Annotated in this window: 16 protein-coding genes; 12 read left to right on the forward strand and 4 right to left on the reverse strand. The window is 68.7% G+C overall.

The window, feature by feature from the left end; all coding sequences use genetic code 11:
• The 7 genes from ACLBYD_RS20745 to ACLBYD_RS20775 form a co-directional block, all read left to right on the forward strand.
• Positions 1 to 1254: ABC-F family ATP-binding cassette domain-containing protein (locus tag ACLBYD_RS20745; protein ID WP_447817916.1), on the forward strand; the 1254-nt coding region annotated here is incomplete at its 5' end.
• A complete protein-coding gene (locus ACLBYD_RS20750) occupies positions 1255 to 1632 on the forward strand; it encodes an RNA-binding S4 domain-containing protein (RefSeq protein ID WP_006551630.1) in 378 nt (125 codons plus the stop codon). It abuts the gene before it with no gap.
• Between the two features lie 69 nt (positions 1633 to 1701).
• Positions 1702 to 1974, forward strand: a complete 273-nt coding sequence (locus tag ACLBYD_RS20755; RefSeq protein ID WP_016934131.1) for a helix-turn-helix transcriptional regulator — start codon at positions 1702 to 1704, stop codon at positions 1972 to 1974.
• 1 nt (position 1975) lies between these two features.
• Positions 1976 to 2512 (forward strand): hypothetical protein, encoded by a 537-nt coding sequence (locus ACLBYD_RS20760; protein ID WP_447817917.1) that lies wholly within the window; start codon positions 1976 to 1978, stop codon positions 2510 to 2512.
• The gene (locus tag ACLBYD_RS20765; RefSeq protein WP_447817918.1) at positions 2509 to 3399 is read left to right on the forward strand and encodes an ABC transporter ATP-binding protein; all 891 of its coding nucleotides are present in this window, start codon (positions 2509 to 2511) and stop codon (positions 3397 to 3399) included. Before ACLBYD_RS20760 ends, ACLBYD_RS20765 begins: the two co-directional genes overlap by 4 nt.
• On the forward strand, positions 3396 to 4589 hold the full coding sequence (locus ACLBYD_RS20770; protein WP_024103107.1) for an ABC transporter permease: 1194 nt from the start codon (positions 3396 to 3398) through the stop codon (positions 4587 to 4589). The genes ACLBYD_RS20765 and ACLBYD_RS20770 overlap by 4 nt, the downstream gene beginning before the upstream one ends.
• A gap of 118 nt (positions 4590 to 4707) precedes the next feature.
• Complete coding sequence (locus tag ACLBYD_RS20775) at positions 4708 to 6213, forward strand: carboxyl transferase domain-containing protein (protein ID WP_447817919.1); 1506 nt, start codon at positions 4708 to 4710, stop codon at positions 6211 to 6213.
• Between the two features lie 16 nt (positions 6214 to 6229).
• On the opposite strand, the gene ACLBYD_RS20780 is transcribed toward ACLBYD_RS20775, so the two are convergent.
• Complete coding sequence (locus tag ACLBYD_RS20780) at positions 6230 to 6904, reverse strand: GOLPH3/VPS74 family protein (protein ID WP_447817920.1); 675 nt, start codon at positions 6902 to 6904, stop codon at positions 6230 to 6232.
• Positions 6905 to 7034: 130 nt separating this feature from the next.
• Here ACLBYD_RS20780 and ACLBYD_RS20785 point away from each other — a divergent pair, with 130 nt between their 5' ends.
• Positions 7035 to 8927: a propionyl-CoA synthetase gene (locus ACLBYD_RS20785; RefSeq protein WP_016694977.1), complete on the forward strand. Its 1893-nt coding sequence runs from the start codon at positions 7035 to 7037 to the stop codon at positions 8925 to 8927.
• Between the two features lie 52 nt (positions 8928 to 8979).
• Here the strand turns inward: ACLBYD_RS20785 and ACLBYD_RS20790 are convergent, their stop codons facing one another.
• From ACLBYD_RS20790 to ACLBYD_RS20800, 3 genes are read right to left on the reverse strand one after another with little or no spacing between them, the layout of a single operon-like run.
• The gene (locus ACLBYD_RS20790) at positions 8980 to 9222 is read right to left on the reverse strand and encodes a DUF3618 domain-containing protein (RefSeq protein ID WP_060652010.1); all 243 of its coding nucleotides are present in this window, start codon (positions 9220 to 9222) and stop codon (positions 8980 to 8982) included.
• On the reverse strand, positions 9219 to 9644 hold the full coding sequence (locus tag ACLBYD_RS20795; RefSeq protein WP_060652009.1) for a phage holin family protein: 426 nt from the start codon (positions 9642 to 9644) through the stop codon (positions 9219 to 9221). The genes ACLBYD_RS20790 and ACLBYD_RS20795 overlap by 4 nt, the downstream gene beginning before the upstream one ends.
• Positions 9641 to 10762 carry a YihY/virulence factor BrkB family protein gene (locus ACLBYD_RS20800; RefSeq protein WP_447817921.1) on the reverse strand — a complete coding sequence of 374 codons (1122 nt, stop codon included), beginning with the start codon at positions 10760 to 10762 and terminating at the stop codon, positions 9641 to 9643. The genes ACLBYD_RS20795 and ACLBYD_RS20800 overlap by 4 nt, the downstream gene beginning before the upstream one ends.
• 98 nt (positions 10763 to 10860) lie before the next feature.
• On the opposite strand from ACLBYD_RS20800, the gene ACLBYD_RS20805 reads away from it, so the two are divergent.
• The 4 genes from ACLBYD_RS20805 to ACLBYD_RS20820 all read left to right on the forward strand — a co-directional run.
• Positions 10861 to 11370 (forward strand): flavin reductase family protein, encoded by a 510-nt coding sequence (locus ACLBYD_RS20805; RefSeq protein ID WP_447817922.1) that lies wholly within the window; start codon positions 10861 to 10863, stop codon positions 11368 to 11370.
• 37 nt (positions 11371 to 11407) lie between these two features.
• A complete protein-coding gene (locus ACLBYD_RS20810; RefSeq protein WP_447817945.1) occupies positions 11408 to 12184 on the forward strand; it encodes a pyrimidine reductase family protein in 777 nt (258 codons plus the stop codon).
• A complete protein-coding gene (locus ACLBYD_RS20815) occupies positions 12174 to 12665 on the forward strand; it encodes a CinA family protein (RefSeq protein ID WP_447817923.1) in 492 nt (163 codons plus the stop codon). Before ACLBYD_RS20810 ends, ACLBYD_RS20815 begins: the two co-directional genes overlap by 11 nt.
• 44 nt (positions 12666 to 12709) lie before the next feature.
• Positions 12710 to 13151: hypothetical protein (locus tag ACLBYD_RS20820; RefSeq protein ID WP_447817924.1), on the forward strand; the 442-nt coding region annotated here is incomplete at its 3' end.

The following is a 13151-nucleotide window of genomic DNA, read 5'->3' on the forward strand; positions in this document are numbered from 1 at the left end:
GGCGGCGCCGACCTGGCCGAGCGCGCCGAGAAGGTGGTCGACGACCTCGGTCTCGACGTCGGCCTCGACGCTCCGATGACGTCGCTCTCCGGTGGCCAGGCTGCCCGCGCCGGGTTGGCGGCACTGCTGCTGTCGCGCTACGACGTGCTCCTGCTCGACGAACCGACGAACGACCTGGATCTGGCCGGCCTCGAACGACTCGAACGGTTCGTCGACGAGACGCGCACGGCACTGGTGGTCGTCAGCCACGACCGCGAGTTCCTCGCGCGCACCGTGACGGGCATCGTCGAACTCGATCCCGTGCAACAGCAGATCTCGGTCTACGAGGGCGGGTACGAGGCGTATCTCGTCGAGCGCGAGGTGGCGCGCCGACACGCGCGCGAGCAGTACGAGGAGTTCGCCGACACCAAGTCGCAGCTCGAGGAACGCGCCCGGATGCAACGCAACTGGCTCGAACACGGCGTCCGCAACGCGCGCCGCAAGTCCAAGGACAACGACAAGATCGGACGCAAGCACCGCGCGGAGGCCACCGAGAAGCAGGCGGCGAAGGCGCGTCAGACACAGCGGCGCATCGAGCGGCTCGACGTCGTCGAGGAGCCGCGCAAGGAATGGGAACTGCGCATGTCCATCGCCGCCGCCCCGCGCAGCGGCACGGTGGTCGCGACCCTCGACGAGGCCGTCGTCCAGCGGGGCGACTTCGTTCTCGGGCCGATCACCACGCAGGTCGAGTGGGGCGACCGCATCGTCGTCACCGGCCCGAACGGCGCCGGGAAGTCCACGCTGCTCCGGTTGCTGCTCGGCACGATCGAACCGGATTCCGGTCGCGCGTCGCTGGGGTCGGGTGTTCTCGTCGGCGAGATCGATCAGGCCCGCAGCCTGTTCGAGGGGGACGAACCGCTGGTCGAGGCGTTCGGGCGCAACGTGCCCGACTGGCCGGACGCCGATGTGCGGACCCTGCTCGCGAAGTTCGCCCTCAAGGGGCACCACGTCCTGCGGACGGCGTCGTCGCTGTCGCCGGGCGAACGCACCCGCGCGGGACTCGCACTGCTGCAGGCACGCGGCGTCAATCTGCTGGTGCTCGACGAACCCACCAACCACCTGGATCTGCCGGCGATCGAGCAACTCGAGCAGGCCGTCGACAGTTTCGAGGGAACCCTACTGCTGATCACGCACGATCGCCGCATGCTGGAGACCACACGGACGACACGTCGATGGATGCTCGACGACGGGAAGCTGAGCGAGGAGTTGCTGTAGATGGGTGGAAGCGTGCGCGTGGACAGCTGGACGTGGTCGGTCCGGTTGTTCAAGACCCGGTCCGCCGCGGCGAGCGCGTGCCGCGCCGGGCACGTCCGCGTCGACGGTGTGACGGCCAAGCCGTCGACGCCGGTGACGATCGGAGCCGAGGTCCGCGTACGCGCGCACGGAACGGAGAAGATCGTCGAGGTCACCCAGCTCGTGAACAAGCGCGTGGGTGCACCGATCGCCGCGACCGCCTACATCGATCACAGTCCCCCGCCTCCACCGAAGGAGATCCTCGCGGCGCTCCCCCGCCGCGACCGCGGGGCGGGCCGTCCGACGAAGAAGGAACGCCGCGAACTCGACCGTCTCCGCGGTTTCGCCGACGACGACTGACAACACCACGACATATCGATCCGTCCTGACCCATTGACAAAACGTTTGGTTTTCACAACACTTTGTTCCATGAGTCCGGTACGTCGTGGGGAAACTCTCCCCATCTACAACCGCATCCGCGTCCTGCGCGCGGAGCGTGGCATGAGCCGCGCACAACTGGCCGCGCTCATCGATGTGAACCCGCAGACCGTCGGAGCACTCGAACGCGGCGACCACTATCCGAGTCTCGATCTCGCCTTCCGCATCTGCGATGTCTTCGGACTACCGGTCGAAGCCGTCTTCTCCCGTACCGAGTTCACGCCGTTGTCGACCGAGCTGTACAAGCCCCGGAAGGAGGCCTGAGATGACCACAGGATCCCTGCTCGATCGCTACGAGGAGTACCGCACCCGCAGGTTCCTGAAGAACGAGGAGATCACCGGGGGGTGGATGCCGAACTGGCGTACCCGCCGTCGCCGCCGCATCCTCGCCGTCGCCGTCATGGTGCTGATCGCGCTGATGTTCGTCGCGTCGATCGCGTCGTACTTCACGATGGCGGCGGCGATCGCCTGGCTGCCGGTGACGCTGGTGTTCCTGCCCACTTGGACGTGTCTGCAGATCGTGTCGGGAAGGCAGTCCGATGCACCCCGTCGCGCCCTCGATGAACGCGAGATCGCCGAGCGCAACAGCGCCCGCTCGATCGGCCTGTCCGTGGCGCAGGGATTGTTGATGTTCCCGATCTTCGCGCTGCTCTGGAGTGCGTCGATCGCGACGATCGACCATCAGGCACTCGCCTACTCGGCGGGTGGATTCGCTCTCGCCTCGATCCTGTTCAGCGGTTGCCTGCCCGCTGTTCTGCTCGCCTGGACCCGCCCCGACGACGATCCGGAGGACCTGCTGTGACACTGACGATCGACAATCTCTCGAAGCGCTACGGCGACACGGTCGCTCTCGACGGCGTGAGTTTCGAAGTCCGCCCCGGCGAATTGTTCGGTTTCGTCGGCAGCAACGGCGCCGGCAAGACCACCACCATGCGGATCACCCTCGGCGTCCTGGCCGCCGACTCCGGCGAGGTCCGCATCGACGGGAAGCCGGTCGACCTCGAGATGCGCCGCAACATCGGGTACATGCCCGAGGAACGCGGCCTGTATCCGAAGATGAAGGTCGGCAAGCAACTGTCCTATCTCGCTCGGCTGCACGGCCTTTCGAAGCCGGAGGCGTCGGAGGCGGTGCAACGGTGGACCGAACGGCTCGGCATCGCCGAACGTCTCGGCGACACCGTCGACGCCCTGTCGCTCGGCAACCAGCAGCGCGTGCAGCTCGCCGCGGCTCTCGTGCACGACCCGAAGGTCCTCGTCCTCGACGAGCCGTTCTCCGGCCTCGACCCGGTAGCCGTCGACGTCATGAGCGACGTCCTGCTCGAGAAGGCGAAAGATGGCGTGCCGGTGGTGTTCTCGAGCCACCAGCTCGACCTCGTCCAGCGCCTGTGCGACCGCGTGGGCATCATCGGCGCGGGTCGGATGCGCGCCGTGGGCACCGTCGACGACCTGCGGTCCAAGGGCGACGCGCTCCTCGTCGTCCACGCGCCGCAGGCACCCCGAGGCTGGGCGCACGGTCTGCCGGGCGTCACGCACGCCGAGTACGAGGACGAGCGCACCGTGCTCACCGTCACCCCCGGCGCCGACGACCAGCTGATCCTCAAGGCGGCCCTGGCCACCGGCCCGGTCCACGAGTTCTCGCTCCGACGCCCGTCCCTGACCGAGCTGTTCCGAGAGGTGGTTTCCGCATGAGCGCCCCGTTGAGCAACGCCCGCGCGGTCGGTCTCGTCGCGTCGCGCGAGTTCGTCACGCAGGTTCAGAAGAAGAGCTTCCTGATCAGCAACGCGATCATCCTCGTCGCGATCGTCGTCGGCATCGTCGCCACCTCGATCCTGTCCGGCGGCGACGACGACCGGCCCACCGTCGGAGTCGTGGGGGCGCCCGCGCTGCAGACGACGATCGAGTCGCTCGGCGAGACCGTCGGCACTCCGCTCGAGGTCTCCGACGTTCCCGACGCCGCCACCGCCCGTGAGCAGGTGTCCTCCGGCGATCTCGACGTCGCGCTCGTTCCCGGCGACGGCGCATCCGTCACAGCGATCACCGAATCGGAGCTCGACACCGACGTCCGCGCGGTCGTCGAGGCCGCTGTCGTGCAGCAGGCCCAGGTCGCCGCGCTGACCGACCGCGGCGTCGATCCCGCCGCGGTCGCGGCCGACGTCTCGGCGGCGACCGTGACCGTCGACGCCCTCGACCCGCCGGATCCCGAACAGGGACAACGCATCATCCTCTCGATCATCGCGGTGATCCTGCTGTACATGCAGATCCTGATGTTCGGCATGTACGTCGCGATGGGTGTCGTCGAGGAGAAGTCCTCGCGTGTCGTCGAACTGCTGCTGTCCACGCTGCGTCCGCTGCAGCTGCTGTGGGGCAAGATCCTCGGCATCGGCGCGGTCGGGCTCCTGCAGCTCACCGCCTACGGCGCGGTCGGTGTCGGCACGGCGCTCGCCACCGATACCCTCACGATCACCGGCACCGCCCTCGGCGTGCTCGCCGGCACCCTCGGCTGGTTCGTCCTCGGCTTCGCGTTCTTCGCCGTCCTCTACGCGGCGGCGGGGTCGATGGTGTCGCGGCAGGAGGACGTCAATTCCACCTCGGGTCCGCTGGTGATGCTGATCCTCGCGATGTTCTTCGCGGCGTTCTCGTCGGTCGACGACCCCGAGGCCGGATGGAGCACCACGCTGAGCTGGATCCCGCCGTTCTCCGCGATCCTCATGCCGCTGCGCATCGCGGCGGGCGTGGCCACGCCGGTGCAGATCGTCGGCACCATCGTGCTGATGGTCGCCGCGATCGCGGTGCTCAGTGTGATCGCCGCGCGCATCTACCAGCGGTCGATCCTGCGCATCGGCCGGACGGTCACGTGGAAGGAAGCGCTCGGCCGATAGCCGATCCCACAACGAGGGGGAGGATATGTGCGGTGTGTCGCAAGAACACGCACATGTCCTCCCCCTCGTTCGCGTCGGTATAGGTTGACCTCGACGGACGAGGACAGGTGGAGGCGACGTGGCCGGTGGCAGGATCTCGGCGCAGGAGTTCATCGACAAGGTGCTCGACCCGGGAAGCTTCGTCTCCTGGGACGTTCCGCCGATCGATGTCGGGGCGGGCGAGAAGTACCTCGCCGATCTGGACAGGGCCGCCGAGAAGTCCGGGGTCGACGAATCCGTGCTCACCGGCTCGGGCACCGTCCACGGCCGCCGGGTCGCTCTGATCGTGTGCGAATTCTCCTTCCTCGCAGGCTCGATCGGTGTCGCCGCCGCCGAACGCATCGTCACCGCCGTCGAACGCGCGACCGCCGAGGGACTGCCCCTGCTCGCGTCACCCACCTCGGGTGGCACCCGCATGCAGGAGGGCACCCTCGCCTTCGTGCAGATGGTGAAGATCGCCGCCGCCGTCGCTGCGCACAAGGCCGCACATCTCGGTTATCTCGTGTACCTGCGCAATCCGACGACGGGCGGGGTGTTCGCGTCGTGGGGGTCGCTCGGGCACGTCACTGCCGCCGAACCGGGCGCGCTCGTCGGGTTCCTCGGTCCGCGCGTCTACAAGGCGCTCTACCAGGAGAACTTTCCCGAGGACGTCCAGACCGCGGAGAACCTGTACCGCAAGGGCGTGATCGACGGGGTCGTGCCCCTCGGCGGTGTGCGTCAGGTCGTGCACCGGCTGCTGCGCGTACTCGTCGAGGGTAACCGGCCCGAGGTGACGTCGAGTCCGGCGATCACCACCGTCGACGACGTGCCCGACATCCCGGCCTGGCAGTCGGTGATGCTCAGCCGACGGCCCGAACGGCCCGGTATCCGGCAGTTGCTGCGTCACGCCGCCTCCGCGCAGGTCCCCCTGTCCGGGACCGGTGAGGGCGAATCCGATCGCACCGTCCTGCTCTCCCTCGCCCGGTTCCGCGGCGTATCGTGCGTGATGTTCGGCCAGGACCGCGCGGGACAGTCACCCGAACGCACGATGGGGCCGGGAGCACTGCGCGAGGCCCGCCGCGCGATGCGTCTCGCCGACGAACTGCGCCTGCCGCTCGTGCTCGTCATCGACACCCTCGGCGCGTCGCTGTCGAAGGAGGCAGAGGAACGCGGGCTCGCACCCGAGATCGCCCGCTGCCTTGCCGATCTCGTCACTCTGCCCACCCCGACGGTGTCGGTGCTGCTCGGTCAGGGAACCGGAGGCGGCGCGCTCGCCCTGCTGCCCGCCGACCGCGTGTTGTGCGCGCAGCACGGCTGGCTCGCCCCGCTCCCGCCCGAAGGCGCGAGTGCGATCGTGCACCGCGACACCACCCACGCACCGGCCATGGCGCAGGATCAGGGGATCCGCTCCCGCGACCTGCTGCGCAATGGTGTCGTCGACGCGGTCGTCCCCGAGCATCCGGACGCCACCGAGGAACCGGTCTCGTTCGTCAAGCGGATCGGTGCCGCGGTGGCCCGCGAACTCGCGATCCTCACCGAGGAACCAGCGGAGGACCGCTACCGGCGACGGATCGAGCGGTACCGGAAGCTCGGCGTCCCATCCTGACGCGGCGCGATCCGGATCAGCTCGAACCCGCCACCGCTCCGCCGGCGGCGACGGCGGCCATCATGGCCGCGTTGACGGACGCGACGGCGTCACGCACCGCCTTGGCCGCCCACTCGCCCTGCGCGATCTCCTTCGCCCGTTTCTTCACTGCCCGCTTGTCGGCGTCCGGGAATACCTTCGGAGCCGCATCCGCCGCCGACAGCAGCGCGATCAGCGCCGAGGTGCGTGGCTCCGGGGTCAGGCCATCGATCAACGCCGCGCGGATCAGGTCGCGGACGCGCTGCTCGTGGGTGGAATCGATCGCAGGCCACTTCTTCGTCGGGAACACGCCGAGGATCCTCCCGCGCTCCTCCGAGACCCAGCCCTGCTCGACGACCCGCGCGAGAAGCTTCTCCTGCAGGCCCTTCTGCAGTTTCTCGATGGCCGCCGTCGGCTTCAGCGGCCTGCCCGAGCCGAGACGCTCGACTGCCTCGGCGAGGATCGGATCGGCGGGTCGTGCCTCGGTGCGTATCGCGATCCGCCCCTTCTTCACCTGCTCCCCCTCGGTGTCGACCGCCACCACGTCGTCGAGGGCGAGTTCGAGGAGCACCGCACCCGCGAGAACGCGGGGCAGTTTCACTCCGTCGACGAGAGGCTTTCCCGATTCGTCGTCGAGAAGCAGGAACAGCAGGTCTTCCGCGATCGAGGTCATGCGGCTCAGGGTAGGCACTTCGTCCGTTCGTCGCGTGGTCGTGTCCGTCCGACGCAGACCTGCAGCCACCCCCTTGCAGGTCACATAGAGTGGTTCGGGCCACAACCGCCGTCGAGGAAGGACACGAACGATGGGCTCGTACGAGGAGGCGTTCCGCCGGAGCACCGAGGATCCGGAAGGATTCTGGCTCGAGGCCGCCCGCGCGGTCGAGTGGGAGAGCGCGCCGACGCGAGCCCTCGACGACTCGGCGGCACCGTCGTACAAGTGGTTCCCGGACGGCACCCTGAACACCAGCGTCAACGCACTCGACCGGCACGTGGACGCCGGGAACGGCGACCGCCCGGCCCTGATCTGGGATTCGGCGATGGTCCCGGCCAAGCGCACCTACACCTACGCCGAGCTGCTCGACGAGGTCGCGAAGTTCGCCGGTGTGCTGCGCGACCAGGGTGTCGCCGCCGGCGACCGCGTCATCGTCTACATGCCGATGATCCCCGAGGCCGCCATCGCGATGCTCGCCTGCGCCCGCATCGGGGCGGTGCACTCGGTGGTGTTCGGCGGGTTCGCCGCGAAGGAACTCGCGACCCGCATCGACGACGCCACGCCGGTCGTGCTCGTCACCGCCTCCGGTGGTCTCGAACCCGGCCGCACCGTCGAGTACCTGCCGATCGTCGAGCAGGCGATCGGTCTGTCGCCGACCCCGCCGCACACCGTGATCGTGAAGAACCGCGAGCAGATCCCCGGCTCGGCGGCCGACTACCAGACGTCCTCGGCGGCGTGGTTCGACTGGGACGAGCTGTGCGCCGACGCGTCCCCCGCCGAGCCCGTGACGGTCGCGGCGACCGACCCGCTCTACATCCTCTACACCTCCGGCACCACCGGGAAGCCCAAGGGCGTGGTCCGCGACAACGGTGGGCACGCCGTGGCCCTGACGTGGTCGATGCGCAACATCTACGACATCGATCCGGGCGACGTGTGGTGGACCGCCTCCGATGTGGGCTGGGTGGTCGGCCACTCCTACATCGTCTACGGCCCGCTGCTGGTCGGAGCGACGACGGTGATGTACGAGGGCAAGCCCGTCGGCACCCCCGATGCGGGTGCGTTCTGGCGGATCATCGCCGAGAACGGCGTCAAGGCACTGTTCACCGCTCCCACGGCGATTCGCGCTGTGCGCAAGGCGGATCCGAACGCCGAGGAACTGAAGAAGTACCCCATCGACTCGCTGCAGACGCTCTTCGCCGCCGGTGAGCGCCTCGACCCCGACACCTACCACTGGGCGACGAAGGTGCTCGACCGCCCAGTGGTCGACCACTGGTGGCAGACCGAGACGGGCTGGGCGATCGCGGCGAATCTGCGCGGCCTCGAGGCGATGCCGCTCAAGGCCGGCTCCCCCACCGTCCCCGTCCCGGGCTACCGGGTCGAGATCGTCGACGGAGAGGGCAAGCCCGTCGATCCGAACACCGAGGGCAACATCGTCATCCGCCTGCCGTTGCCGCCGGGCACACTGGCCGGCCTGTGGCAGGACGACGACCGGTACCGCCGGTCGTACCTCGACACCTTCCCCGGTTACTACCTCACCGGCGACTCGGGCTATGTCGACGAGGACGGCTACGTCTTCGTCCTCGGCCGGTCCGACGACGTGATCAACGTTGCCGGGCACCGGCTCTCGACCGGCAGCATGGAGGCCGTGGTGGCCTCGCATCCCGCCGTCGCCGAATGCGCCGTGGTGGGCATCCGCGACGAATTGAAGGGCCAGCGCCCCTCGGGTTACGTGGTGCTCAAGGCCGGTGTGGAGATCGAGCCCGAGACCCTGCGTCAGGAACTCGTCACGATGGTCCGCGACCAGATCGGTGCGGTCGCGACCTTCCGCGACGTGACCGTGGTCCAGGCCCTGCCGAAGACGCGCTCCGGCAAGATCCTCCGCAAGACCATGCGGCAGATCGCCGACCACGAGGAGTACACCGTGCCGTCGACGATCGAGGACCCGGCCGTGCTCGACGCGCTGAAGGAACAGCTCGGCGGCTGATCGAACCCCGCACGGATCAGGNNCGTCTCCGTCCGCCTGATCCGTTTTCGTGTCACTTCTTCCGTCTGCGCCTCACGAGCACCAGCACGAGCACGGCCGCGAGGACCCCGCCGGCCACCGCGATCAGATCGGGCCGGTTGCGGACCTCCTGGGCCCGTTCGGCCGCGGACTGCTTGACCCGGGTGGGCACGTCGAGTCTGTCGGTGAGTTCGCCGACGGTCGCGGCGAGTTCGGCCCGTTGACGTTCGATGTCGGCCACCTCGTCCGGACGACCACCGTTGTCGGATGCGGTCACTTCGTTGCTCCCTTCGCGGCGTCGATGTCGGCACGGACACTGGCGACCGTGCGTTCCGGCACGGGCGGTGCGGCGTTCTTCGCCTTCGAGGCACCGACCGCGGCGAGGATGCCACCGACCGCGAGCACCACGAGCGCGACGATGAGAGCCGCGAGCCACGGTTCGACGGCGGTGGCGAGGCCGAGTACGGCCGTCGCGATCAGGGTCGCCAGACCGAGGAACAACAGGATCGCTCCCGCACCCGAGATCCCCACGCCCACACCGATGCGGGTGCCTTTGGACTTGACTTCCTCGAGCGCGTGCGAGACCTCGGTCCGCACCAGGGTCGAGACCTGTTCGGTGAGTCGCTCGGTGAGCTCGACCGTGGACAGGTTCTTCGGCTGTTCGGCCACGGGGCGTGCATTACCGGTGGGTGTCGTCATCGCGGATTCCTTTCCGTCGTGGGCCCGGTAGGGCCCACGGGGTCGGCCGCCTCTCCGGAGGAGCCGTCGGTGCTGTGGGCTTCACGCAGCCTGCGCCCGTGCTCGACGAGTTCTTCCAGCTTGGCGGCGTTCTTCTCGCTGACGCGCGAATCACGTTCGGGCAGTTGCAGTGTCTTCTCGGCAGGCATACCGGCCTGCAGCTGGCGGCCACGTTCCATCTCGGCGTCGAACTCGGCACCGAACAACAGGGCCAGATTGGTGATCCACAACCACAACAGGAAGATCACCGCACCGGCGAGTGAGCCGTAGGTCTTGTTGTAGCTGCCGAAATTCGAGACGTAGAAGGCGAATGCCACCGAGGCCACGATCCACACGAGGAGTGCGATGAGCGATCCGAGGCTGACCCAGCGGAACTTCGGCTGGGACACGTTGGGCGTCGCATAGTACAGCACCGCGACGATCATGACCACCAGTGCGAGCATCACGGGCCACTTGACGATGTTCCACACCGTCACGGCGGTGTCGCCGAGACCGATGACGTCGCCGATCGTGCGTGCGACCGGACCGCTGATCACGAGCATCAGGGCGGTCGCACCGGCGGCCACCAGGGCCACAGCAGTGATCAGCAGCATCAACGGGCGCAGCTTCCAGACGGGCCGGCCCTCTTCGATCTCGTAGATCCGGTTCATGGCGCGGCCGAAGGCGCCGACATATCCCGATGCGGACCACAGCGCGCCGAGAATACCGACGACCAGGGCGAATCCGGCTGTCGGTGCGGACACGAGCTGTTCGATCGGTCCTCGCAGGGTGTCGACGGCGGAGGACGGGCCGAGGTCCTCGACCATGCCGAGCACGGTGTCGACCGTCGTCTGCCCCTGACCGAACACGCCGAGCAACGAGACCACGACGAGCAGGGCAGGGAACAACGACAGGACGGCGTAGTACGTCAGTGCGGCTGCGAGATCGGTGCACTGGTCCCGACTGAACTCCCGAATCGTCCTGCGCAGCACATATTTCCACGACGGCGTGGAGAGATCGGTCGGTGAGTCGGGTTTGCGCGGGTCATCGGGGGCGAGGGTGGCACCCGACGATCCGTCACCTCTGTGCTCGGCGTCCATACTGCGGCGGGTACCCCACGTCACACACCGACCAAACTCACAGCCGCACCGCGGCCGAACCACCGCCGCAGCGGTGCGACGGCCGTACGATTCCGCTCATGGCCGACACCCCACTCGAAGGATCCGCCGACGGTTTCGCGGACATCGCCTCGCAGCTCGACTACCCGATGTTCATCGTCACCGCATTCGACGGCGAGGAACGCAGCGGTTGCCTGATCGGTTTCGCGACCCAGTCCGCGATCGATCCGGCCCGCTTCCTGGTGGCGCTGTCGAACAAGAACCGGACCTACCGGGTGGCGTCGAAGGCGAAGCACCTCGCCGTGCACGTCCTGACCCCGGCAGACCGCGAACTGGCAGCGCTGTTCGGCGAGCACACCGGCGACGACATCGACAAGTTCGCGCGCTGCTCGTGGCACGAGGGACCCCACGGACTACCCGTGCTGGACGGCCCGCGCGCGTGGTTCGTCGGCCGGATCCTCGAGACCTTCACGACCGGCGACCACGGCGGTTTCCTCCTCGAACCCGAACGCGGTGAGCTCCACGGCGACCTGGACCGCCTCATGACCTTCAAGTCCGTGGGTGATCTCGACGCCGGGCACGGCGCGTGACGTGCATCCGGCGGGCGGGAGTGGTCTGATCGGCGACATGCGACGACTCGACGGCACCGATGCGGCGCAGCACGTGGACGACACGGCGCTGCGCGCTCTCTACGCCTACCCCGACGATCTGTCCCGGCCGTGGATGCGAATCAACTTCGTGTCCTCCCTCGACGGAGCCGTGGCGGTCGAGGGACGATCCGGTGCCCTCGGCTCGCCCGCCGACAAGAAGGTCTTCGGGCTGCTGCGCGAACTCGCCGACGTGATCCTCGTGGGCGCGGGCACCGTGCGGGCCGAGAACTACGGCGGCGCGAGGACCAGCGAGGCCCTGCGCGCGCGCCGCGAGGAGGCCGGACTCGCTCCGATACCGCCGGTCGCAGTGGTGACCGCCTCGTGCGACCTGCCGCCCGACCTGCGTCTGTTCACCGACACGACGATCCCGCCCGTGGTCTTCACGACCGCACGGGCCCCCGAGACCGCCCGGCGCGCGGTAGAGGCCGCCGGAGGCGACGTCCGCGTCATCGCTGACGCGGTGATCGACGGGCCCTCCCTGCTCGCGGCGATCGGCGAAGCGGGATGGCTCCGGGTGCTGTGCGAGGGCGGACCGAATCTGTTCGGCCGCATGATCGAGGACGGCGTCGTCGACGAGCTGTGCCTGACCTGGGCTCCGGTCCTGGCCGCCGGCAACGCCGCGCGTATCGCGCATTCGCCGACGGCCGCTCTGACACCCCTGCAACGTGCGCACCTGGTGTGCGACGACGACGGCACCCTGCTCACCCGCTGGGTGCGACCCGATGCTCTGGAAGGAGACACGCATGGCCGATGACGACGTGGTGGAGGGGACGGACACCTCCGACGAGTTGATCGAGCAGCTTGCTCAGCTCGCCTCCGACAAGGAGCTGACACTCGGCTGCGCGGAGTCGCTCACCGCGGGCACGCTCGCGGCCCGCCTGGGTGCCGCGAAGGGCAGTTCCGACTGGTTCCGGGGTGGCATCGTCGCGTACTCGCGCGAGGTCAAGTACGGCCTGCTCGAGGTTCCTGAAGGCCCGGTCGTGTCCGAGAGCGCGGCCCGCACGATGGCGGAGAGCACCTCTCGTCTCCTGGGCGCGGACATCGTCGTCGCTGTGAGCGGCGCCGGTGGACCGGACCCGCAGGACGGCCGCCCGCCGGGCACGGTCTGCTTCGCGACGACCGGTCCGGACGGCACCCGCAGCGAGGAGCAGCGCTTCGACGGTGACCCCCAGGACGTGCTCGCGAAGACGGTGCGTCATGCCCTGTCGTTGCTCGTCGAGCGCGCGACCGCCTGAAAATCGGATGCGATCCCCTGCCCGCGGGGCCTAACGTGACGAACATGCGCGTCGTCTTCACGAAGGGTCCCGGCATCGGGTACGAGGTCGCGGTGCACCGCGACACCGGTCCGGAGCTCGCTCCGCGCAACGGCCCGGGCGGTCACCCCTATCTCCCCCACGACCTCGTGCACCTGCTGGTCGAGAACGAGGCGGGTATCGAACTCGGTGTCTTCGGGCAGCTGGCCGCGGGCGACAACGGCATGTTCTGGCCCGTCGACAACGCGGAGCGGACCAGAGCGGGTCGGCGTCGGCGCTCGAAGAAGCATGCGATGCCGCCGCGCGCGGAGGCCGACATGATCAGGTCGGAGACACTGGCGCGCATCGCCATTCCCGTCTGGGAGGCGCGACGCGGCCTGGCGCCGAGCCTTCCGGCATATGTGTCCGCGCACGATGTCACCCCGGTGGTCGACCGGATCGTCGACACCTTCGACGACTACGCCGACC

Source organism: Rhodococcus sp. C26F (genome assembly GCF_053345925.1).

Excerpts from the sequence above, each read along its gene's own strand:
- ACLBYD_RS20810 (WP_447817945.1), top strand. The coding sequence starts at position 11,408 with ATGCGACGACTCGACGGCACCGATGCGGCGCAGCACGTGGACGACACG.
- ACLBYD_RS20805 (WP_447817922.1), top strand. The coding sequence starts at position 10,861 with ATGGCCGACACCCCACTCGAAGGATCCGCCGACGGTTTCGCGGACATC.
- ACLBYD_RS20760 (WP_447817917.1), top strand. The coding sequence starts at position 1,976 with ATGACCACAGGATCCCTGCTCGATCGCTACGAGGAGTACCGCACCCGC.
- ACLBYD_RS20750 (WP_006551630.1), top strand. The coding sequence starts at position 1,255 with ATGGGTGGAAGCGTGCGCGTGGACAGCTGGACGTGGTCGGTCCGGTTG.
- ACLBYD_RS20785 (WP_016694977.1), top strand. The coding sequence starts at position 7,035 with ATGGGCTCGTACGAGGAGGCGTTCCGCCGGAGCACCGAGGATCCGGAA.
- ACLBYD_RS20755 (WP_016934131.1), top strand. The coding sequence starts at position 1,702 with ATGAGTCCGGTACGTCGTGGGGAAACTCTCCCCATCTACAACCGCATC.
- ACLBYD_RS20770 (WP_024103107.1), top strand. The coding sequence starts at position 3,396 with ATGAGCGCCCCGTTGAGCAACGCCCGCGCGGTCGGTCTCGTCGCGTCG.
- ACLBYD_RS20800 (WP_447817921.1), bottom strand. The coding sequence starts at position 10,762 with ATGGACGCCGAGCACAGAGGTGACGGATCGTCGGGTGCCACCCTCGCC.
- ACLBYD_RS20795 (WP_060652009.1), bottom strand. The coding sequence starts at position 9,644 with ATGACGACACCCACCGGTAATGCACGCCCCGTGGCCGAACAGCCGAAG.
- ACLBYD_RS20780 (WP_447817920.1), bottom strand. The coding sequence starts at position 6,904 with ATGACCTCGATCGCGGAAGACCTGCTGTTCCTGCTTCTCGACGACGAA.
- ACLBYD_RS20815 (WP_447817923.1), top strand. The coding sequence starts at position 12,174 with ATGGCCGATGACGACGTGGTGGAGGGGACGGACACCTCCGACGAGTTG.